This window comes from Streptomyces sp. NPDC001914 (assembly GCF_042891215.1).
Classification (GTDB): Bacteria; Actinomycetota; Actinomycetes; order Streptomycetales; family Streptomycetaceae; genus Streptomyces.
Map to the genome: position 1 here is coordinate 469,992 of NZ_JBIASW010000001.1, position 20,697 is coordinate 490,688.

Annotated in this window: 17 protein-coding genes; 9 read left to right on the forward strand and 8 right to left on the reverse strand. The window is 71.6% G+C overall.

Annotated elements, in window-relative coordinates; all coding sequences use genetic code 11:
- Positions 1-21 precede the first annotated feature (21 nt).
- On the reverse strand, positions 22-975 hold the full coding sequence (locus ACFYYF_RS02155; protein WP_388770405.1) for a DUF389 domain-containing protein: 954 nt from the start codon (positions 973-975) through the stop codon (positions 22-24).
- A gap of 199 nt (positions 976-1,174) precedes the next feature.
- On the opposite strand from ACFYYF_RS02155, the gene ACFYYF_RS02160 reads away from it, so the two are divergent.
- Complete coding sequence (locus ACFYYF_RS02160; protein ID WP_388770408.1) at positions 1,175-2,992, forward strand: glycoside hydrolase family 15 protein; 1,818 nt, start codon at positions 1,175-1,177, stop codon at positions 2,990-2,992.
- 57 nt (positions 2,993-3,049) lie between these two features.
- Here ACFYYF_RS02160 and ACFYYF_RS02165 read toward each other — a convergent pair whose 3' ends face one another.
- From ACFYYF_RS02165 to ACFYYF_RS02185, 5 genes are all read right to left on the reverse strand, one after another.
- Positions 3,050-3,484, reverse strand: a complete 435-nt coding sequence (locus tag ACFYYF_RS02165; protein WP_388770411.1) for a hypothetical protein — start codon at positions 3,482-3,484, stop codon at positions 3,050-3,052.
- 103 nt (positions 3,485-3,587) lie between these two features.
- On the reverse strand, positions 3,588-5,366 hold the full coding sequence (locus ACFYYF_RS02170) for a cation:proton antiporter (protein ID WP_388770413.1): 1,779 nt from the start codon (positions 5,364-5,366) through the stop codon (positions 3,588-3,590).
- Positions 5,367-5,400: 34 nt separating this feature from the next.
- Positions 5,401-6,444, reverse strand: coding sequence for a cytochrome d ubiquinol oxidase subunit II (locus ACFYYF_RS02175; protein WP_361675160.1), 1,044 nt, complete (start codon positions 6,442-6,444; stop codon positions 5,401-5,403).
- The gene (locus ACFYYF_RS02180) at positions 6,441-7,916 is read right to left on the reverse strand and encodes a cytochrome ubiquinol oxidase subunit I (RefSeq protein WP_388770415.1); all 1,476 of its coding nucleotides are present in this window, start codon (positions 7,914-7,916) and stop codon (positions 6,441-6,443) included. Before ACFYYF_RS02180 ends, ACFYYF_RS02175 begins: the two co-directional genes overlap by 4 nt.
- A gap of 84 nt (positions 7,917-8,000) precedes the next feature.
- Positions 8,001-8,795, reverse strand: a complete 795-nt coding sequence (locus tag ACFYYF_RS02185; protein WP_361676228.1) for an SDR family oxidoreductase — start codon at positions 8,793-8,795, stop codon at positions 8,001-8,003.
- Between the two features lie 720 nt (positions 8,796-9,515).
- Between ACFYYF_RS02185 and ACFYYF_RS02190 the strand changes: the two genes are divergently transcribed.
- Together ACFYYF_RS02190 and ACFYYF_RS02195 are read left to right on the forward strand one after the other, a co-directional pair.
- Positions 9,516-11,756 carry an RICIN domain-containing protein gene (locus ACFYYF_RS02190; RefSeq protein ID WP_388770417.1) on the forward strand — a complete coding sequence of 747 codons (2,241 nt, stop codon included), beginning with the start codon at positions 9,516-9,518 and terminating at the stop codon, positions 11,754-11,756.
- Between the two features lie 32 nt (positions 11,757-11,788).
- A complete protein-coding gene (locus ACFYYF_RS02195) occupies positions 11,789-13,081 on the forward strand; it encodes a ThuA domain-containing protein (protein ID WP_388770420.1) in 1,293 nt (430 codons plus the stop codon).
- Positions 13,082-13,147: 66 nt separating this feature from the next.
- On the opposite strand, the gene ACFYYF_RS02200 is transcribed toward ACFYYF_RS02195, so the two are convergent.
- The gene (locus tag ACFYYF_RS02200; RefSeq protein ID WP_388770423.1) at positions 13,148-13,984 is read right to left on the reverse strand and encodes a DUF1206 domain-containing protein; all 837 of its coding nucleotides are present in this window, start codon (positions 13,982-13,984) and stop codon (positions 13,148-13,150) included.
- Entirely contained in the window at positions 13,981-14,379 is a 399-nt protein-coding gene (locus ACFYYF_RS02205) for a hypothetical protein (RefSeq protein ID WP_388770425.1), read from the reverse strand. The genes ACFYYF_RS02200 and ACFYYF_RS02205 overlap by 4 nt, the downstream gene beginning before the upstream one ends.
- 192 nt (positions 14,380-14,571) lie before the next feature.
- On the opposite strand from ACFYYF_RS02205, the gene ACFYYF_RS02210 reads away from it, so the two are divergent.
- From ACFYYF_RS02210 to ACFYYF_RS02235, 6 genes are all read left to right on the forward strand, one after another.
- Positions 14,572-15,498: a MurR/RpiR family transcriptional regulator gene (locus ACFYYF_RS02210; protein ID WP_361676231.1), complete on the forward strand. Its 927-nt coding sequence runs from the start codon at positions 14,572-14,574 to the stop codon at positions 15,496-15,498.
- A 386-nt stretch (positions 15,499-15,884) separates the two neighbouring features.
- The gene (locus ACFYYF_RS02215) at positions 15,885-16,268 is read left to right on the forward strand and encodes a hypothetical protein (RefSeq protein WP_361675176.1); all 384 of its coding nucleotides are present in this window, start codon (positions 15,885-15,887) and stop codon (positions 16,266-16,268) included.
- 51 nt (positions 16,269-16,319) lie between these two features.
- Entirely contained in the window at positions 16,320-17,216 is an 897-nt protein-coding gene (locus ACFYYF_RS02220) for an MBL fold metallo-hydrolase (RefSeq protein WP_388770428.1), read from the forward strand.
- 97 nt (positions 17,217-17,313) lie between these two features.
- The gene (locus ACFYYF_RS02225) at positions 17,314-17,658 is read left to right on the forward strand and encodes a DUF1232 domain-containing protein (protein WP_388770430.1); all 345 of its coding nucleotides are present in this window, start codon (positions 17,314-17,316) and stop codon (positions 17,656-17,658) included.
- A gap of 122 nt (positions 17,659-17,780) precedes the next feature.
- A complete protein-coding gene (locus ACFYYF_RS02230) occupies positions 17,781-19,214 on the forward strand; it encodes a CAP domain-containing protein (protein WP_388770432.1) in 1,434 nt (477 codons plus the stop codon).
- A 211-nt stretch (positions 19,215-19,425) separates the two neighbouring features.
- Positions 19,426-20,682 carry a serine hydrolase domain-containing protein gene (locus tag ACFYYF_RS02235; protein WP_388770435.1) on the forward strand — a complete coding sequence of 419 codons (1,257 nt, stop codon included), beginning with the start codon at positions 19,426-19,428 and terminating at the stop codon, positions 20,680-20,682.
- The last annotated feature ends 15 nt before the right edge of the window (positions 20,683-20,697 follow it).

The window sequence follows — 20,697 nt, forward strand, 5'->3', positions numbered from 1 at the left end:
GTCCTCGCCCGCCGCGGGCCCTCATCCGTCGGCGGGCCGCGCCTCGCGCCGGCCGACCCTGCGCCAGATGGCGCGCTGCCCCCGGAGCGTGAGCGCGCCCACCACGATCAACACCGTGACGTTGATGAGGAGTTGGATGATCGCCCCGCGTGCCTCGGTCCAGCTCCCGAAGGCGGCGGAGACGCTGAGAGCGGCCGCGGCGGGGATGGTGGTGACGGAGATGAAGACACCCAGCAGAGCGCTCGTCCTGGCCTCGGACAGCGAGACGACCCCCACGATCCCGGCCAGCGTCGCGACCGCCACGGAGAAGAAGTCGGGAGTGGAGATGAGATGGGAGACGGGACGTACGTTCAGCTCGAACGCCCGTGACTGCAGGTCGAAGCCGCGGATCACCAGGCCGAAGAGGAAGGTGACGGCGATGGCCAGCGCGAACCCGGCCGTCAGCGCGGTCAGCCCGTCGCGGACACGCTGTTTCGAGCGCCGGTCGATGCCCAGCGCGACGCTGACGATGGCGCCGTACTCGGGCCCGACGACCATCGCCGCGACGATGAGGATCTGCGAGTTGGTGACGATGCCGACGGCTCCGATGAGCCCGGCGACCACCAGGTAGAGGTAGAAGCTCGGCGCGTACCTGCCCTGGGCGCGGATGCGGGCCTCCACCTCCTCCCAGACCGGCGCCCGCGACAGCAGACCGGGACGTTCGGCACCGGCCGTCAGGGCGTGTCCGACGATCGCCATGTCGACGGGTTCGATGACGATGGAACCCACCTCGTCCAGCCGCAGCTCCCGCAGGGCGCGCAGCACGTCGTTCGCCCCTCCGGTCAGCACGTCGCAGGAGAGGGCGTCGCCCTCCGGCTTGCGCGCGATGCCCGGCTGCACCACGACGTTGACGACGCGGGGGTCGGCCGCGAGCACGGTGACCACGGCGTCGGTCAGCCGGGCGGGACTCACCATGCGCACATGGATCAGGTCCATGCGGGTACCTCCCGGGACACCGGCGCGCGCCGCGTGGACGTGGAGCGGTCCCCTCCAGTAACTCCGGCCACCCGCGGTTCGGCAATCCGGCCGCATCGGGGGCGCTGGCGCCCCCGATGCGGCCCTCCGCGGGCGGACAAGCGCGCACGACCGGCATGCCGGATAGTGAAGATGCCCGGATCCTCGAGATTGGATCACCATGGACCGCTATCCGCCCATCGCCGACCACGGCCTGGTGGGGGATCTCCAGTGCTCCGCTCTGGTCTCCGCCAAGGGCGTCGTGGACTGGTTCGCCGCCCCGCGTTTCGACTCCCCCAGCATCTTCGCCGCGCTGCTCGACCACGACCGCGGCGGCTTCTTCCGGCTGGCGCCCTCCCGTCAGGAAGGCACCTGGAAGCAGCTCTACTACCCGGACACGGCGGTCCTGGTGACCCGGTTCATGTCACCCGACGGTGTCGGCGAGATCCTCGACTGGATGCCCCCCGACCGCTCCGGGAGCGCCTCCGCCCGGCACCGTCTCGTCCGCACCGCGCGGACGGTACGGGGAACGATGGAGTACGCCCTGGAGTGCCGCCCGCGCTTCGACTACGGGCGGGCCGGTCACGAACTGTCCGTCGGCCCCGACGGAGCCGCGTTCCGGGCCCCGGGGATCAGCGCGTTCCTGCAGACGACCTTCCCCCTGGAACGGGACGGCCAGGACGTCCGCAGCACGGTCACCCTGGAGGCCGGCGAGACGGCGGTGGCCGTGTTCACCGTGGACGGTCCGGACGCCGCCGCGCCGGCGCCGCCCACCGTGCCCGGGACCGAGGAGAACATGACGGAGACCGTCGAGTTCTGGCAGAACTGGGTGCGCAACTCCACGTACCGGGGCCGCTGGCCCGACATGGTGCACCGCTCCGCCATCACGCTCAAGCTCCTGACCTACGCGCCCACCGGCGCCCCGGTCGCCGCGGCCACCATGGGACTGCCGGAGCAGATCGGCGGCGAACGCAACTGGGACTACCGCTACACCTGGGTACGGGACGGGGCACTGTCGCTGCACGCCCTGCTGGACCTCGGGTTCACCGAGGAGGCGACGGCGTTCGCCCACTGGCTGCGCGAGCGGCTGCTGGAGCGCCTGGACCAGGACGGCGAGGCGCTCCAGATCATGTACCGGGTGGACGGCACGCCCCTGCTGGGCGAAGAGGTCCTGGACCACTTCGAGGGCTACCGCCGCTCCTTCCCCGTACGGGTCGGCAACGCCGCCGCCGACCAGCTCCAGCTCGACATCTACGGCGAGGCCCTCTACGGCTTCTCGGAGTGCCGTCAGATCGGAGTCCAGGCCGACTACGCGGGCTGGAAGGCCGTCACGCACACCCTGGACTGGCTCGCCGACAACTGGGACCGGCCCGACGAGGGCATCTGGGAGACCCGCGGCGGACGCAAGGACTTCACGTACAGCCGGGTGATGTGCTGGGCCGCGTTCAACAGCGGTCTGCGGCTGGCCCGCGACTGGAGCCGGCCTGCGGACACCGCGCGCTGGACCCGGGCGCGGGACACCATCCTGGAGCAGGTGATGGAGCGCGGCTGGAACGCGAAGGAGAAGGCGTACGTCCAGCACTACGACGGCGGCGTCCTGGACGCCTCGCTCCTGCTCATCCCACGCATCGGCTTCCTGGGCGCGAAGGACCCGACGTGGCTGGCGACGCTCGACGCGATGGGCCGGACGCTGGTCTCCGACAGCCTCGTCTACCGCTACGACCCCGCCGCCTCCCCGGACGGCCTGCGCGGCTCCGAGGGCACCTTCAGCCTGTGCACGTACCTGTACGTCGACGCGCTCGCCCGCTCCGGCAGGCTGGCCGAGGCCCGCTACACCTTCGAGAAGATGCACACGTACGCGAACCACGTCGGTCTCTTCGCGGAGGAGGTGGGCCCGAGCGGCGAGCAACTGGGCAACTTCCCGCAGGCGTTCACCCATCTGTCGCTGATCATGGCCGCCAACACGCTCGACCAGGCCCTGGACCGCCTGCGCGACTGAACGCGCAACGGCCGGTCCACTGACCGGCCACGCGGCCGGACGGGGACGCCCGGCCGCCTACACCCGCGCCCCGGGCACGTGCTTCGGCTCCGCCAGCAGGCCGTAGATGACCAGCAGGGAGACGAGCATCGTGAACAGCGACCACCACGGGTAGACCGGCAGGAAGATCATCTGCGCGACCAGACCGAACACGGCCAGGCAGACGCCCGCCAGCCGCGCTCCCCTGGATCCCACGAGCACACCGAGACTCAGCACGCCCATGACGATGCCGACGGCGACGAAGATCCAGCCCCAGGCCGTGTAGTTGAGGATCAGCAGCCGGTTGCCCTGGGAGTACACCTTCGAGTAGTAGCCGTGGTTGAACACCGCCACGAAGCCGGTCAGGAGGTTGAACAGAGCGCTGACCATCAGCAGGATCCCGGCGAAGGCCACCCAGTGCGAGCGTTCCATCGGCGGTACGAGGTCGTCGGGCTCGGAAACTTGTCGCTGCATGGAATCCATGAGATCCAGCCGTGCGGCGGACCGCAATCCGCACGCGCCCGTTGGTGTCGTACGGGTGCGCGACGGGGTCCCCGATCTCCCTGGCCGCACTCCGTCAGTGCGTCCGCGCCCCTCCCGGTGTCCGGACCGGACCGAGCAGGATCGCGGTGTCCCGGGGGCCCGGCCGCGGGGTGCGGCTGCCGGTGACCGGATCCAGCCGCCCGTCGGGGCGTACGAGGAACAGCAGCGCGTGTCCGTCCGGGATTCCGTCGGCGGTGGAGCGGGAGACGATCCGGGCGCCGGCCTCGTAGCGGCGGGCCAGCTCCGGTCTGCTCAGCCCGGCCCCGAACAGGGTGTCACCGGTCGTGTAGGGCGCCACCACGCCGTGGCTCAGACCGGGCGGCCCCAGCCGGTGGACGAACCCGTCGACCGTGCCGCGCAGGGTCTCCGAGGCCAGCGCGTTGAAGTCGTCCTCCTCGGTGAGCAGCAGAACGCCGGTGATGCCTTCCAGTTCGGCTCCCTCGCCGGTGGCGGCGGCCAGCAGCTCACCCGGAGCGAGGCGCAGTCCGGCCGCCCCGATCAGGTCGCGCTGCTCCTCCCGTCCGGCCCACATCAGCACGTCCAGGCCGGCGGAGTGCAGCGCGCGGCCCAGGTCGATCGCCCACGGGTCGCCACCGACGAGCAGCGGGCGGGCCCGGGCCGGTCGCAGCGCGCCGAGGCGCCGGGCGACGGGGTGCGCGCTGAGCCCGTACAGCGTCACCGTGGCGACGATGACCAGGAAGGTGGCGGGCAGGATCTTCTGGGCGCCCGCGACGTGGTCGGCGACGAGCGTGGCGGAGAAGGTGGAGGCGGTGGACGCGGCGACGATGCCCCGGGGTGCCATCCAGCCGATGAACGCGCGCTCGCCGCGGGGCAGGTCCGTCCGCGCGGTCGACAGCAGCGCGACCAGGGGTCTGACCACCAGGACCAGGGCGGCGACGAGTGCGAGCGTGGGCAGGACGACGTGCCGCAGGGACGCGGGGGTGACCGTGGCGGAGATCGAGATGAACAGCAGCCCGATGATCAGGGAGACCAGGGTCTCCAGGAAGGGGCGGCGTGCCGGGAGGGAGACGCCGGGCAGGTTGGCGAGGGCCATCCCCATCACGATCGCGGCGATGAGCCCGGTGTCGTCGCGGATCGCGTCGCAGAGGGCCGCCACCCCCACCGCGGCGGCGAGCTGTGCCGTCGTCCCGAGGACCTCGCCCAGGTGCAGCCGGCCGAGGAGGAACCACAGGACGGCGGCGCCGACCGCGCCCCCGATCAGTCCGACGGCCGAACTCAGCGCGAACTGGCCGATCTTGCCGGCCAGGTCGCTGCCGCCGCTCGCAACGACCGCGTGGAAGGTGAGCGCGCCGAGGATGCCGCCGACCGGGTCGATCAGCGATCCCTCCCAGATCAGGATGCGCTGCAGCCGTTCGGTCGGACGCACGAAGTGGAGCAGCGGTCCGACGACGGTGGGGCCCGAGACGACGAGGATGACGCCGAGCATGACCGCCGAACTCGTCGACATGCCGAGCAGCGGTACGGCGAGGAGGACGGTGGCACCCCAGGTGATCAGGACGCCGATCCAGATCAGCCGGGCCACGACCCGGTGCATGTGTCCGTGCAGTCTGCTGATGTCCAGGCCGAGCCCGGCCTCGTAGAGGATCACGGCGACGGCGAGCGAGACCATCGGGGAGAACGCGTCCCCGAGCAGTTTGTCGGGGTTGACGATGTCGGTGAGCGCGCCCGCGGCGAAGCCGACCGGCAGCAGCACGATCAGGGCGGGGATCCGCAGCCGGCTCGCCAGGAGCTGGGAGCCGACGGCCATCACGGCGATCAGTCCGAGGCCCTGGAGGATCTGGTTCTCCGTCACGGCGGTCTCCCTGCCCTTCCGGGGTGCCGGACCGTCAGGTCGCGTCGGGGCGGCCCGCGCCGCCCTCGACGTCGGCGTCGGTCTGGGCTTCGAGCAGCCCTCGTGTGTCGAGGCGGTAGAGCACCACCAGCGCGGGCCCTACGAGCACGATCGCGATGACCGTGACGACCAGCAGCCAGTGCAGCGAGGCCGGCGCGCCCGCCGCCTCCTGGACCGTGAGGGAGGTGGGCACGAGGTAGGGCCGCTGCGCCGCGCCCCACGCGGCGATCACCAGGGCCACCGCGCCCACGGAGGTGAACCGGGCCCAGCCCGCGGCCCGTCCGGCGACGAGCCAGGCGGTGGCCGCGGCCGACACCGCCGACAGGATCACCAGCAGCAGCCCCAGGCCGTGGGTGAGGCCGTGGTAGACGTACGCGGTGTGGTCGCGCGTCTCGGCGAGGCCGACGAGCGCCAGGACGGCGACGGCGGCGAGGCTGCACCAGGCGCGCCGCCGGAAGTACACGACCATGTCCGGGGCGTCGAAGCGGTGGGCGTCCGCGGTGAGGAAGACCGCCCCGAGGAACGCCGCCGCCGCGACCGCCAGGAACCCGGCGACGAGGGAGGTCGTGTTGGCCCAGGCGTCGGCGGAGGCGGTGGTGCCCGGAGCGGCCCGGCCGGAGGCCACCCCGCCGACCGCCGCGCCGAGGAAGAACGGGGTCAGCACGGACGCGACGGCGAAGACGGCTCCGAAGATCCGGCGCCGGGACAGCCGGTGGGTGGGTTTCCGCAGCGCGAAGCCCGCGCCACGCAGCACGAGCCCGACGGCGGCCAGCGCCAGGGGCAGCCACAGGGCGCTGAAGACCGCCTCGAAGAAGACCGGGAAACCGGTCCACATGAGGATGAAGACGAAGATCAGCCAGACGTTGTTGACCTCCCAGACCGGTTCCATCGCGTCGTCGATGAGCCGGCGCGGCCGCCGGCCGCGCCGGGTGCCGCCGGCCACCAGGTCCCAGAATCCGGCGCCGTAGTCGACCCCGCCGCCGCAGGCGTAGGCGGCGGTCGCCAGGAGCAGGATCCAGGCGGCCACCGTGGCCGTCATCGGGCGTCCCCCTGCCCGGGTCCGGACTCCGGTGGCGTGGTGGGACCGTGTGCCGCGCCGGCTCTCTCCCGGCGGGGACCGTAGGGCGTGTCGGCCTCCGGCCCGTGGCCCTCCTCATCGGCGGGGCCCGCGAGCCGCCAGCGCCGGCTCATCTTCATCACGACGCCCAGGAACGCGCCGAACATCAGCACGTAGACCACCACCACGACGCCGAACATCGTCCACAGCGAGCCGGCCGAGGTGGGGGTGACCGCCTCGGAGACGCGCATGTGCTCGTAGACGATCCAGGGCTGGCGGCCCACCTCGGCGGTGATCCAGCCGCATTCGACCGTGACCACGCTGGCCACCCCGGCGACCGCCGCGCACCGGAAGAACCACCGCGACCGCGGCAGGTCACGGCGCCGCAGCCAGCACCAGCCGTACCAGACCGCGAGCAGGATCAGCGCGCTGCCGATGCCGGCCATGATGTCGAAGGCCCAGTGCGCGATGGTCGCCTGTCTCGCGGTGGGGCGGTCCGCGGCGAGCACCGAGGAGAGTCCCGTGACCTCGGTGCCGGGGCTGCCGCCGGCCAGGATCGAGTCGAGCTGGGGGATCTTGATGCCGCCCTTGACGGTCCCGTCGGACTGGAGCCGGCCGAAGAGGTACTCGGGGACGTGCGAGCCGGACTTCCAGACCAGCTCCATCGCCGCGAACTTCACCGGCTGCTTCTGGTAGACCTCCCGGGCGATGTTGTCACCGAGGAAGAACTGCACGGGGGTGAGAATCGCCGCGACGGTGAACGGCACGCAGAACCCGAGCCGGTGATACCGGTCCCGCCGCCCGCGCAGCCAGCCGACGGCGTAGACACCGGCCACGACATAGCCCGCCGTCAGGAACATCGCGACGACGAAGTGCCAGTACTGGGGGCCGAACATCGGCGTGAACACGGCCGATCTGATGTCGACGTCCGTCGGCCTGCCCTGGGCGTCCAGGGTGAAGCCCTGCGGGGTGTTCATCCACGCGTTCGCGCCGATGATGCCGAACGCGCCCATCAGCGCGGCGAACGGCAGCGGGGTGGCGAGCCAGAAGTGCGTCCGGGCGGGGAGGCGGCGCCAGCCGTAGAGGTAGACGGCGATCAGGACCGCCTCCAGGAAGAACGCCCAGGCCTCCACTCCGAAGCCGAGGCCGAAGACGTCTCCCCAGGTGCCCATCATCTTCGGCCACAGCAGCCCGAACTCGAACGAGAGCACCGTGCCGGTGACGATGCCGACGGCGAACTGCACGGCCATGACGGCCGACCAGCGGCGGGCGAGCAGCAGGGCGACGGGGTCGTTGCGGCGCAGGGCGCGGTGGTGCATGACGAGGGTGATGAACGGCAGGGCCACGCCCAGCGGCACGAGGATGATGTGCGAGGCCAGGGTGAAGGCCATCAGCTCACGCGCGGGCAGCAGTTGCTCGGGGGTGCCGGCCAGGAGGACGAATGCCTTGTTCATACGGGCCTCATTGGCTGGTGCCGGCGGTGGACGCGGGTGGGGGGAATGCCGGGGAGGGCCACGGGAACGCGGGCGCCCACCGCCTCAGCCGCCGGTGGCGAAGCCGGGGAAGAGGGTCATCCCGCCGTCGACGAACAGGGTCGTGCCCACCACGTAGTCCATGAGGTCGGAGGCCAGGACCGTCACGGCGGCGGCGATGTCGTCGGGGTCGCCGACCCTGCGGTAGGGGATCAGCCGGAGCAGTTCCGCCTCCGCCTCGGGGGTGTCCCAGGCGCTGCGGTTGATCGGGGTCCGGATGGCGCCGGGCGCGACGGCGTTGACCCGGACTCCGTGCGGGCCCAGTTCCTGTGCCAGCGTCTGCATGAGCATGAGGACGCCGCCCTTGGACGCGGCGTAGTTCAGGTGACCGGACCACGGAATGATCTGGTGCACGGAACTCATGCAGACGATCTTCCCGGCGGAACGGGAGACCTCCGGCACGACACCGCGCCGCAGGAACTCCTTGGTCGCCTCCCTGGCGCACAGGAACTGACCGGTGAGGTTGACGTCGATGACCTTGTGCCACTGCTCGACGGTCATCTCCGTGACCGGCGCGTCCCGTTGCAGACCGGCGTTGGCCACCAGGATGTCGATCGTGCCGAACTCCTCCAGCATGCGGGCGAACATGCCGACGACCTGGGCTTCGTCGGACACGTCCGCCTCGTGCGCGAAGGCCCGCACCCCGAAGCCCCGGATCTGGCGGACCACGTCGTCCGCGGCCTCCTGCCCGAAGACGTAGTTGACGACGACGTCGGCACCCGCCCGGCCCAGGGCGATCGCCGTCGCCAGTCCGATGCCGGAGTTCGCCCCGGTCACCAGGGCCTTCTGGCCCCGCAGCAACGGCAGCCCCGCGAGCTGCGCACCGGTGTCCGTGCCTGAGGTCACTGCCGTCTCCCGTTCGTCCCTACGCCGTCCGCCGCGCCGGGCCGGCTCAGGGTTCTCGGCGGTCCCCCACCGAGGCAATCACTCCTGCGGGAGGTCGGCGACGGCGGACTCGCCCCGCTCGGCCATTGGAAGTAGGCGGGTCCCTCCGGCGGAGCAACCGCCGGGCACGCACGGCGCCCCGGAGGTGCTCCGGGGCGCTGTTCCGCGGCTGCCGCTTCCCTTGCCACGGGACACGAACCGGCGATGCCGGTCGGCGCGGTGGCCGGTGGATTTCCGAGTCTCTCCAGGACAGGAGTCACCGGCCCGGAACCAGAGTGCCCTGAGATACGGGTGGGGTGGGTGGGGTTCGCCTTCATGTCATCGCCTTGTAAGGAACTCCACACGGGGCACGCGGTCCTCCTGCCGGGGCCACGGGCCCTTCAAGAAGTGAATCGCCGGACACGGCGGCGTCGGACGACGTCAGGCAGGTGAACACCTCTGCCCCGGAGCCGAGTTCACGGGTCTCCTGCCCGAGGATCTTCAACTCATCGCGTTTGAGAGGGAATTGGGAGCGTTCTTTGTTTCATGCCTTGACGACTTTGGTGCAGACCTTTAGGTTCACCGATCGCCCCACCTCCACGCATGCATTCAATGTTCACGGACATGAACCCCCCACCCAGTTCAGGAGTGTCCCGCATGTCCAGATTCCCCCTGCCCGGATCCCGAAGGGACTCCGGGCGTCACCGAACGGCCAGGCTGCTGACGGTGACCGCGCTCGTGGCGACGACGCTGTCGGGCCTGACGGCCACCGCGCAGGGCGCCGCCGCCCCGGACTCCGCGGCGGCCGCCGCCGTGCCGGCCGGCTGGGCCACCGTCGTCAACGCCGGCAGCGGCAAGTGCGTCGACGCCCGCGCCGCCGGAACGGCCGACGGCACGGTGGTCCAGCAGTACGCCTGCAACGGCAGCCAGGCCCAGCAGTGGCAGTTCGCCGCCACGTCCGGCGGCTACTCCCAGGTCGGCAACCGGGCCGACGCCACCAAGGCCTGGGACGTCACGAACGTCTCGACCGCGGACGGCGCGCCCGTCCAGCTCTGGACGTACGGCGGCGGTTCCAACCAGCAGTGGCAGGCCGTGGCCGAGGCCGGCGGGACCTACCACTTCGTGAACCGGGGCAGCGGCAAGTGCCTCGACGTGCCGAGCGCCTCCACCGCCGACAGCGTGCAGCTCCAGCAGTACACCTGCAACGGCACGGCGGCACAGTCCTTCCGCCTCGACTCCGTGGACACACAACAGCCGCCCGGGACACCGGACCTGGGCCCGAACGTGACCGTCTTCGACCCGTCCACCCCGGCCGCGACGATCCAGAGCAGCCTCGACGCGGCCTTCTCCCAGCAGCAGACCAACCAGTTCGGCACCGCCCGCAAGGCCTTCCTGTTCAAGCCCGGCACCTACGGCGCGGACGCGAACGTCGGCTTCTACACCCAGGTCGCGGGACTCGGCCTGTCCCCGGACGACGTGAACATCCGGGGCGCGGTGCACGCGGAGGCCGACTGGTTCCAGGGCAACGCGACCCAGAACTTCTGGCGTTCGGCGGAGAACCTGTCCGTGACCCCCACGTCCGGGACGGACCGCTGGGCGGTGTCGCAGGCCGCGCCCTACCGGCGCGTGCACCTGCGCGGCAACCTGGCGCTGGACGACGGCGGCTGGTCCAGCGGCGGCTACATGGCCGACACGAAGATCGACGGCCAGGTGAACTCCGGTTCGCAGCAGCAGTGGCTGTCGCGCAACACCGAATGGTCGAACTGGACCGGCTCCAACTGGAACATGGTCTTCGTCGGAGCCAGGAACGCGCCCGCGAACAGCTTCCCGAACCCCCCGTACACGACGGTGGACCGGACACCGGTCTCCCGCGAGAAGCCCTTCCTGTACGTCGACACGGCGGGCGCCTGGAAGGTGTTCGTCCCGTCCGTCCGCACCGACTCCACCGGCACGACGTGGAGTTCGGGCACCCCGGCGGGGACGTCCCTGCCGCTGTCCGACTTCTTCGTCGTGAAGCCCGGCGCGACGGCGGCCCAGATGAACGACGCGCTGGCCCAGGGAAAGAACCTGCTGGTGACACCGGGGGTCTATCACCTCGACCAGACGCTCAGGGTCACCCGGGCCGACACCGTGGTCCTGGGCCTCGGCCTCGCCACCCTCGTCCCCGACAACGGCATCACCGCCATGACGGTCGCCGACGTGAACGGCGTCCAGCTCGCCGGGCTGCTGATCGACGCGGGGACCACCAACTCCGCGCAGCTGCTGGAGATGGGCCCGAGCGGCTCCTCCGCGGACCACAGCGCCGACCCGAGCTCCCTGCACGACGTGTTCTTCCGCGTCGGCGGCGCGGGCGTCGGCAGGGCCACCACCAGCCTGACCGTCAACAGCGACGACGTCATCGGCGACCACCTGTGGCTGTGGCGCGCGGACCACGGCAGCGGCGTCGGCTGGACCAGCAACACGGCCGACACCGGACTGGTCGTGAACGGCGACGACGTGACCATGTACGGCCTGTTCGTCGAGCACTACCAGAAGTACCAGACGATCTGGAACGGCAACGGCGGCCGCACGTACTTCTACCAGAACGAGATGCCCTACGACCCGCCCGGCCAGGCGGCGTGGATGAACGGTTCGACACAGGGCTACGCCGCCTACAAGGTCGCGCCCTCCGTGACCCGTCACGAGGTGTACGGGTTCGGCAGCTACTGCTACTTCAACGTCAACCCCGCGGTCGCCGCCGAGCACGCCATCGAGGCACCGAACAACGCGGGCGTGCGCTTCAAGGACATGGTGACCGTCTCCCTCGGCGGCACGGGCACCATCCGGCACGTCGTCAACGACCGGGGCGGTCCGTCCAACTCCTCCACCAACGTCGCCGACCTCGTCAGCTACCCGTGAGCACCCCTGACACGTACCGGAAGGAGAACCTGATGCGCATCAGCCAGTCCGTGCCGGCGCGCGGAGTCCTGCGGGTCCTCGTCCTGCTGGCGGCCCTGCTCGGCCTCGCGGCACCGCCGGCCGCGCACGCGGGCACCACGGCGACCCCGTTCAGGGTGCTCGCCCTCTACAACGGAACCTGGGACGCCGCCCACATCAGCTTCGTCCACGAGGCCAACGACTGGTTCCCGAGGCAGGCCGCGGCGAACGGCTTCACCTACACGGCCAGCAACAACTGGGACCTGCTCGCCAACGGCGGGGTGAACGCGTACCAGGTCGTGCTGTTCCTCGACGACCTGCCGCAGACCGCGGCCCAACGCACCGGATTCGAGCAGTACATGCGCGCCGGCGGCGGCTGGATGGGCTTCCACGTCTCCGCCTTCACCACCGACGCGCAGAGCTGGTCCTGGTATCACAACCAGTTCCTGGGCAGCGGGAACTTCCGGTCCAACACGTGGGGGCCGACCACGGCCGTCCTGCGGACCGAGGACCGGACCCACCCCTCGACCGCGAACCTGCCCGCGACGTTCACCTCGTCGGTCAGCGAGTGGTACAGCTGGTCCAACGACCTGCGGCAGAACCCGGACATCCGCGTCCTCGCCTCAATCGACCCCAGCAGCTTCCCGCTGGGAACCGACCCGAACCAGACCTGGTACAGCGGCTATTACCCGGTCGTGTGGACCAACACGAAGTACCGGATGCTGTACGCGAACTTCGGCCACAACGCGATGGACTACGCGACGAACACCACGCTGTCGTCGACGTTCGCGAGCACGGCCCAGAACCGGTTCCTGCTGGACGGACTCAAGTGGCTCGGCGGGGCCGGTACGTCGGTGCCGCCGGCGGACCCGATCTCCGAGACCACCTGGTACTCCCTCGCGAACTCCGGCAACGGCACCTGCGTGGACGCCCGTTCGGCCGGAACGGCGAACGGGACCGCGATCCAGCAGTACACCTGCAACGGCACGCAGGCCCAGCAGTTCCAGTTCCGCGCCACGGACAGCGGCTACACGCGGATCACGCTGCGCCAAAGTCCGCAGCAGGTCGTCGATGTCACCGACCGCTCGACGGCCGACAACGCCCCTCTGCAACTGTGGAGTTGGTCGAGCGGCCAGAACCAGCAGTGGCAGCCGGTGAAGGAGAGCACGGGGCGGTACCACTTCGTCGCCCGGCACAGCGGCAAGTGCCTGAGCGCGGCGGGCTCCGCCGCGAACGGCGTCCAGCTCACCCAGCGCGGCTGTGACGGATCGGCGGCCCAGAGCTTCGCCCTCACCGCACAGCCCTGACCGGAGAACGCATGTGAGGGCGCGTCCGCCGCCATGCGGGCGGCGGACGCGCCCTGCCGGGCGGTCTCACACCTTCCGCCACCGTGCCATCGCGAACGAGAACACCCCGAACAGGACGAGGCCGGCGGCCACGCAGGCCAGCAGCCACGGGCCCATCGGCGCGTTCGCGAAGGACCGCAGCGTGCCGTCCATCCCCTTGGCCTTGTCCGGCTGGTACTCCACGGCGGCCCGGACCGCGAAGACTCCCGCGGCCGCGAACACCACGCCCCGCGCGGCCCCGCCGCCCACGCCCGTCGTGTCGACCGCCCGGCGCACCCGGCGTGACATCTCGCCGAGCTTGAGGTGCTTGTGATACTTGCGCATCACGGCCCGTACGGCGATCCAGGCACCCGCGGCGACCAGCCCCAGGCCCGCGGCGCCGACGATCCACTGGCCGCCGGGCAGGCCGAGCGCCTTGGCGGTGACGTCCCGGGACTGCCGGTCGCCCGAACCGCTGCCGCGCGCGCCGGCCGCGAAGGCCAGCACGGAGTACGCGACGAACCCGTAGAACACGCACCGCCCGGCGGCCATCAGCCGCTTGCCCGCCTTGCCGCCGTCCTCTCCCGCGGCACCGAACACGGCCTCGGACAGCCGCCACAGCGCCATGCCCACGAGCCCCGCGCCCAGGGCCCACAGCAGGGCCGCGCCGAACGGCTTCGTGGCGATCTCCTGAAGGGCCCCGCCCCGGTCGGCCTGCCGCCCGCCGCTGTCGCCGAAGGCGATGCGCAGGGCCAGCAGGCCGACCAGGACGTAGATCACCCCGCGGGCCACCAGCCCCGCGCGAGCGGCCCCCTCTCGCGCCGAGCCGGTCGCCGCACGGCGGGCGCCGATCTGTCCGTCGCGGGCCACCGACCCCGCGTTCACGCGGACCGCGTCTCGTGCGCGGTACTCGAATCCAGTCGCAGCTTCATCTGAACCTCCTGGTCACCGGCCTCCGTGCCCAGTTCGTGCACGGTGAAGGCGGCAGCGAGGACCTCCCGCAGACGCTGTGTCGCCAGAGGACCGCCCTGTGCCTCCACGACCGGCTGCCCCGAAAGTTCCCCGACAGGCCCGGCGGTGCCGCTGGGATCACCGGCGGTGTCGAACAGCACCGTCCACACCGTCGGGCGGCCGCTCCCGGACTCGTGGGGCTCGTCCGCCCTCTCCCGGTCGGCGGTGAAGCGGCCGCACAGGACGGAGAGCACACTCTTTGCGTCGGCCGCGGAACAGTCCCCGAGCATCACGTGAACCGTTGACGCAGGCAGTTGTTGCACACTCATGAAAACCCTCTCCCTCGCGTCGGTGAAACAGGCAGGCGCGCCCACGGACGAGCACGTCGTGACGGTTGTGCGAGTACCCCGGGACCACACGCGAAACGAGGAACGCACGCATTGCTTGCGTCCGGACCGGCCCAGGTCAGAAAGGTCCGTGAGCTATGTTGAGTTCTCGTGGGACGTGAAAGAGACACACCGGTGCCGTCGCCGCAGCAGGCACGTGCGCAGGCATCCGCGATCACCTCGGGAAAGACGGCTCCCGAGGCGGGCGTGGCGCCCGCGTCCCAGCTCAGGGAGCTGTTCGACGGCCCCCGGCTCTCGCCCGGGCAGCGGCGCATCGCCCAGTACCTGATCGAGCACATCACCGAAGCCGCTTTCCTGTCGATCACCGACCTCGCCGAGCGCGTGGGGGTGAGCCAGCCCTCCGTGACCCGTTTCGCGGCGGCCGTGGGCTTCAGCGGTTACCCCGCGCTGCGCGAGAGCCTTCAGGCCATCGCGCTCAGCACCCTGGGCAGCAGCACCCCGGGCACCCTCGCCGAGGTCACGAGCAACGAGCTCCAGGCCGCGGTCGACGCCGAGATCGAGAACCTGGAGAACCTGCGGCGCGACTTCACCGATCCCGACCAGATCATCCGTGTCGGGCGGGCCCTGTCGGAGTCGGCGCCGCTGACGGTCCTCGGGCTGCGGATCTCCGGCTCGCTGGCCGAGTACTTCGCCTACGCCGCCCGCCGTATCCACCCCGACGTGCGGGTGGTGACGCGCGGCGGCTCGGTCGCGTACGACGCGCTGCTCCAGTCCCGGGAGGCGGGCGGCAGCTGGGTCCTGGCGTTCGGGATGCCCCGGCACGCCCAGGAGACGCTCACGGCGATGCGGGTGGCGCGCAGCGCGGGCCTGCGGGTGGCCCTGGTCACCGACCTCGGTCTCGGCCCGCTGGCGGACGAGGCGGATGTCACCTTCGCCACCGGCACCGGATCCCGTCTCGTGTTCGACTCCTACGCGGCGCCCGTGGTGCTGTCGGCGGCGCTGCTGCAGGCCATGACCGACGCCGACCCGGAACGCACCCAGGCGCGCCTGGAGGAGTACGAGCAGGTCGCCGAGCAGCACCAGTTCTTCCTGAGGGACTGACCCCCGGCCCGCGTCCGCCCCCGCGGCGGACGCGGGAGAGGCTCCGCCGTCCCGCGGACGGGCCCCGTCACGGACAGGGGCCCTGTATCACGCGGACGTGTCGTCCGCACCCGCTCCCAGCACGGCATCACGGGATCATTCACAACAAAGCACGCATGAATGTTTTCATGTCCTTGCGCTTCTGGCGGCATATATAAATACTTCTTTCGGATCGTGCCCCGGAGGATTCCAGGTCACGACCCATGAGCACCGGGGGCCGTCCGCTCCTACCCGCATCGGGCCCCGGGTGTTCGAACGGGTCTCGCGTGCGAGACCCGTGGCGGCGGCCCCGGTACCCCTATGCCGGGGCCGCCCCCAGAGTCCCCCGCCGACGTACCCCGGAAGCGATGAACATGGCCCTGACGTATTCACCGATCACCTCGGACTGGCCGTGCCAGGTCAAGACCCCCGGCAGTTTCGACTGGGAGCGATCGGCGGTGAGATGGCTGCGCGAGCTGGTGCCGAGCCGCTACGCGAGCTACCCCGTCCTGCACAAGCACCCCGTCCTGCTGGCCCGCCACGCGCACCTCCAGGTTCAGCAGGAGATACGGGTCGCCCGCACGGCACTCCAGACGGCCCGCTCCGAGCTGCCCGGCCTCGGCCTGCAGGAGGGCGTCATCGAGCACTCCATCAAGATGTACGCCGCCGAGGTGATGCAGCTCCAGCACATCGCCCGCAGCATCCGTACGGTGTCCCAGGCACTCGTGGACCACGCGCACCCGCGACACTGAGGTCCCGGGCCCCGCCACTGGCCCGGCGGGACCGAGGCCGAGGGAGACAGCGTGGACAGTGCCGGGCAGCAGACCGACAGCACCCGTAGAGGCGACGATTCCGCGGCGGCCGCACCGCTCGGCGTGCGGTGGATCCACGGCTCGCCCTCGGCGAAGCACAACACGGACCCCGACATCCAGGTCCACGCCTACGACGAGCACACGGTCATCCTTCGCCAGAACAAGGCGATCGACTACGAGGCGCCCTTCATGTTCCTGCTGTTCGGGACGGCGCGGGCCGTCCTGATCGACACGGGCGCCACGGCCTCGGCCGACCACTTCCCGCTGCGCCGGGTCGTGGACGAGGTGATGGACTCCTGGCTCGCCGGGCACCCGCGTGACGACTACGGGCTGCTGGTGCTGCACACCCACCCGCACGGCGACCACATCGCCGGGGACGGCCAGTTCACCGGCCGTCCCGGCACCGAGGTCGTGGACGCGTCCCTCGAGAGCGCCTGGGACTTCTTCGGGTTCCACGACGATCCCGACGCCGTCGCCCTCGTGGACCTCGGCGACCGCGTGCTGGAGTGCCTGGCCACACCCGGGCACCACGAGGCCGCCGTGACGTTCTTCGACCCCTGGACCGGGTTCCTGCTCACCGGCGACACGGTCTATCCCGGACGCCTGTACGTGGAGGACTGGCCGGCCTTCACCCGTACCGTCGACCGGCTGATCGACTTCTGCGGGCGCCGCCCCGTGACCCACGTGCTCGGCTGCCACATCGAGATGACCCGGGAACCGGGACGGGACTACCCCGTACGCACCACCTACCAGCCGGACGAGCCGCCGCTCGAGATGACCACGGATCAGCTCCTGGACATCCGCCGGGCCGTCGGGTCCGTCGGCTCGCGGACCGGCCGGCACGTCTTCGACGACTTCGTCATCTGCCGCCGCGACACCCGTGAGTGAGGCAACGCGCGCCCGGACGGCCCCACCCGGGCGATAGCCGACGCGCGAGCGGGCACACGGGAAGGAAGCGCACCCGACGACCTCTCTGGACGGACACATGGACTCGAACTCGTGGACCCTGGTCCTCGTCATCGTCGGGGTACTCGCGGCCGCCGCGCTCGCGGTGGCGCTGGTGCTCCTGCGCCGGCTCGTACGCACCCGCCGTGACCTGCGGCGGGCCGGACTGCCGACCGGACCCCGCTGGGTGTTCTGGGGCGCGGTCGGCTACCTCCTGCTCCCGGCCGACCTGCTGCCCGACCCCGTCTACCTGGACGACATCGGCGTCATGCTGCTCGCCCTGCGCTCGCTGCGCGCGGCGGTCCCCTCCGGGGCGCTCCGCGCGCAGGCCTCCGCCGCCGTGCGCGGCGCCCGCCCGGCCTCACGCGAGTCACGCAAGGCCTAGAGCCCGTCCGACACGGCCCGGCGGCGGGAACCGCGGCGGCGGGGCCGTCCGTTGAGCGGTCGACGGCCCGTGCTCCGCACCTCCGGCGCGGGGCGCGGACCACGACACCGACGGGCGGCGGCATGAGCGAGCTGGTTCCCGGGGGCAACACGCCCCTGCCGGACGGGGCCGTGACCCTCAGGGTCCCCGGCCCCTTCGACGTGTCCGCGCTCGTCACGGACGACGGCGGCAAGGTGCGCGGCGACGCCGACTTCGTGTTCTACAACCAGCCGACCGCGCCCGGCGTCCGGCTCGACGGCGGCCGTCTCACCGTCGATCCGCCGCGGCTGAGGCCCGGAGCGTCCCGCGTCACCGTCGTCGTCAGCCCCGCCGACCTCACGACTCCCCTGGGCCGGCTGCCCTCCCCCACGCTTCAGGTCACCGCGCCGGACGGACGGGTCCTCGCCCGGTTCACCCCGCCCCGGCCGCAGCGGGAGACCGTGCTGCTGCTCGCCGAGGTGTACCGGCGCGGTCCGGCCTGGAAACTCCGCGCCCTCGGCCAGGGGTACGCGGACGGTCTCGCGGGCATCGCACGGGACTTCGGGGTCGACGTCACCGAGGACACCGCGCCACCGCACGGCCCGGCGGCGGACACCGGACGCGGGCGGCCCCCGGGGGCACCGAGGACGCCGGCCCGGGGACCGTCCTTCGCGCAGGGTTCCGGGCGGGGCGACGGTCTGGGCGACCGGCCGGACGCGGCCGCCCGGGGCAGTTCGCCGGGGGCAACGGGACACTTCCCCGACCCCGACGGATTCCTGGGACCGGTGAACTCCGCGCGAGCCGCCGCCGGTTCCCCGCCCGTCCGCCTCGACGCCCGGCTGACCGACGCCGCACGCAGTCACGCGGGCGCCATGGCGGCCTCCGGGAGGCTCGCGGCGGAGGCCCCGGACGGCGTCTTCGTCCACCAGCGCGTCATCTCGGCGGGCTACGCGTACCTGACCGTCGGCGAACACCTGGTCTCCGGCCCGCGCACCCCGCGCGAGTTCGTCGAGTACTGCCTCTCCGCCGCGCCGTCACGGCGCACGCTGTGCGATCCCGCCTTCTCCGACGCGGGACTGGCCCACGTCCCCGACGCCCGCACGGGCGACCTGTACTGGACGGCGCTCTGGGCCGTGCCGTTCAGCCCGGCGGGCCTGGACCGGACCGCCCGCGAGGTCGTGACGCTCACCAACGCGGAGCGGGCCTCGGCCGGGCTGCCGCCCCTCACCGCCGACGTGAAGCTCACTGTCGCCGCCCAGGCCCACAGCGCCGACATGGTGGCCCGCGACTTCTACGCGCACACCTCCCCCGAGGGCGGCAGGCCGTGGGACCGTGCCGCCGCCGCGGGCTCCGCCCACCGCGCCATCGGCGAGAACATCGCCTGCGGACAGCGCTCCCCCGCCGAGGTGGTCCAGGGCTGGATGGACAGCCCCGGACACCGCGCCAACATCCTCAAGCGCGACTTCACCCACATAGGCATCGGCCTGGCCGGCGGCGGCAGGGCGGGCACGTACTGGACCCAGCTCTTCGGCGGCTGAGCCGGCGTCAGCCCCCGACCGCGCCCGGGACAGGCCCGGCGCACGGCTGCTTTCCGCCAATTCGCCGATTCCACCTCTCTGTTTCCCCTCCATCGCCATGGCGATGCAACCCGTGCGGCCCGTCAGCGCGTACAGATGGTGCCGTCGCCCGCATCCGCGGCGCGGTCGGGGCCGGGACGTCCAACCGGCAGATGGCACTCGGGAGAAGCAGATGGTCTCAGCAACGGCGGTTACGGGGACGGCGCTGGGCGCGGTCGTGGCATCCCTGCTGGCCGCCCCGGCCCAGGCCCTTCCGGCGCCGGGCGCGCCCGGCGCCGGCGGCGAACGGACCGCGGTGGCCGCCGCCGCGGCGCCCGACGACGCGGGTCTGCGGGCGATCCTGCGGACGGCACGCGCTCAGGGAGCACCGGGCGCGATGGCGAGAATCGACGACAACGGCACGGTGCACCGGCTGGTCACGGGGGTCGACGACCGGGCCACCGGACGGAGCATCAGCACGAACGACCGGTTCCGGGTCGGCAGCGTCACCAAGACGTTCTCCAGCGTGGTGCTGCTGCAGCTGGTCGACGAGGGCAGGCTGAAGCTCGACAAGCCGGTCAACACGTATCTGCCGGGCCTGCTGCCCGACGACAGGATCACCGTGCGGCACGTGCTGAGCCACCGCAGCGGCCTGTACGACTACACCAACGACATGTTCTCCCGGTCCGTCTCGGGGTTCGAGGCCGTCCGCAACAAGGTGTTCGGCTACCGGGACCTGGTGCGGCTGTCGCTGCAGAAGCCGCGCACCAACGCGCCGGGGGCCGCCTACTCGTACTCGAACACCAACTTCATCGTCGCCGGGATGCTGATCGAGAAGCTGACCGGGCACACCGTCGCCACCGAGTACCAGAAGCGCATCTTCACCCCGCTGAACCTGGCCGACACCTTCTACGTCCACCCGGCCACCACGATCCCGGGCCGGCACGCCCAGGGCTACCTCACGTCGGACACGACCGCGGGGTCCCTGGTGAACTCCACCAAGCAGACGGCCTCCTGGGCGCAGAGCGCGGGCGCCATCATCTCCACACCGCACGACCTGGACGTCTTCTTCTCCGCGCTGCTGCGCGGCAAGCTCATGTCCGCCGCCCAGCTCACCCAGATGACGAAGTGGACCCGGGTCAACAGCACCACGTCCTACGGCCTCGGGCTGCGCCGCCGCGAGCTGTCGTGCGGGATCTCCGTGTACGGGCACACCGGCACCGTGCAGGGCTACTACACGTACGCCTTCACCACGAAGGACGGCAAGCGCAGTCTCACCGCCCTGGCCAACACCTCGAACAACACCACGGTGCTCAACACCATGTACCGCGTCCTGGAGCCCGCTTTCTGCGGCACGTCCGCGGCCAGGTCCGCCGCGCGCACGGCCGCTCCCGGCACGGCGCCCGCCGAGCGGCACGAGGACATCGCGCCCTCCGTCACCCGCGACTGACGGACCGGGGGTCGG

Coding starts and splice junctions, on each gene's coding strand:
- ACFYYF_RS02155 (WP_388770405.1), bottom strand. CDS start 975: ATGGACCTGATCCATGTGCGCATGGTGAGTCCCGCCCGGCTGACCGAC.
- ACFYYF_RS02160 (WP_388770408.1), top strand. CDS start 1,175: ATGGACCGCTATCCGCCCATCGCCGACCACGGCCTGGTGGGGGATCTC.
- ACFYYF_RS02165 (WP_388770411.1), bottom strand. CDS start 3,484: ATGCAGCGACAAGTTTCCGAGCCCGACGACCTCGTACCGCCGATGGAA.
- ACFYYF_RS02175 (WP_361675160.1), bottom strand. CDS start 6,444: ATGACGGCCACGGTGGCCGCCTGGATCCTGCTCCTGGCGACCGCCGCC.
- ACFYYF_RS02180 (WP_388770415.1), bottom strand. CDS start 7,916: ATGAACAAGGCATTCGTCCTCCTGGCCGGCACCCCCGAGCAACTGCTG.
- ACFYYF_RS02190 (WP_388770417.1), top strand. CDS start 9,516: ATGTCCAGATTCCCCCTGCCCGGATCCCGAAGGGACTCCGGGCGTCAC.
- ACFYYF_RS02195 (WP_388770420.1), top strand. CDS start 11,789: ATGCGCATCAGCCAGTCCGTGCCGGCGCGCGGAGTCCTGCGGGTCCTC.
- ACFYYF_RS02205 (WP_388770425.1), bottom strand. CDS start 14,379: ATGAGTGTGCAACAACTGCCTGCGTCAACGGTTCACGTGATGCTCGGG.
- ACFYYF_RS02215 (WP_361675176.1), top strand. CDS start 15,885: ATGAACATGGCCCTGACGTATTCACCGATCACCTCGGACTGGCCGTGC.
- ACFYYF_RS02225 (WP_388770430.1), top strand. CDS start 17,314: ATGGACTCGAACTCGTGGACCCTGGTCCTCGTCATCGTCGGGGTACTC.
- ACFYYF_RS02230 (WP_388770432.1), top strand. CDS start 17,781: ATGAGCGAGCTGGTTCCCGGGGGCAACACGCCCCTGCCGGACGGGGCC.
- ACFYYF_RS02235 (WP_388770435.1), top strand. CDS start 19,426: ATGGTCTCAGCAACGGCGGTTACGGGGACGGCGCTGGGCGCGGTCGTG.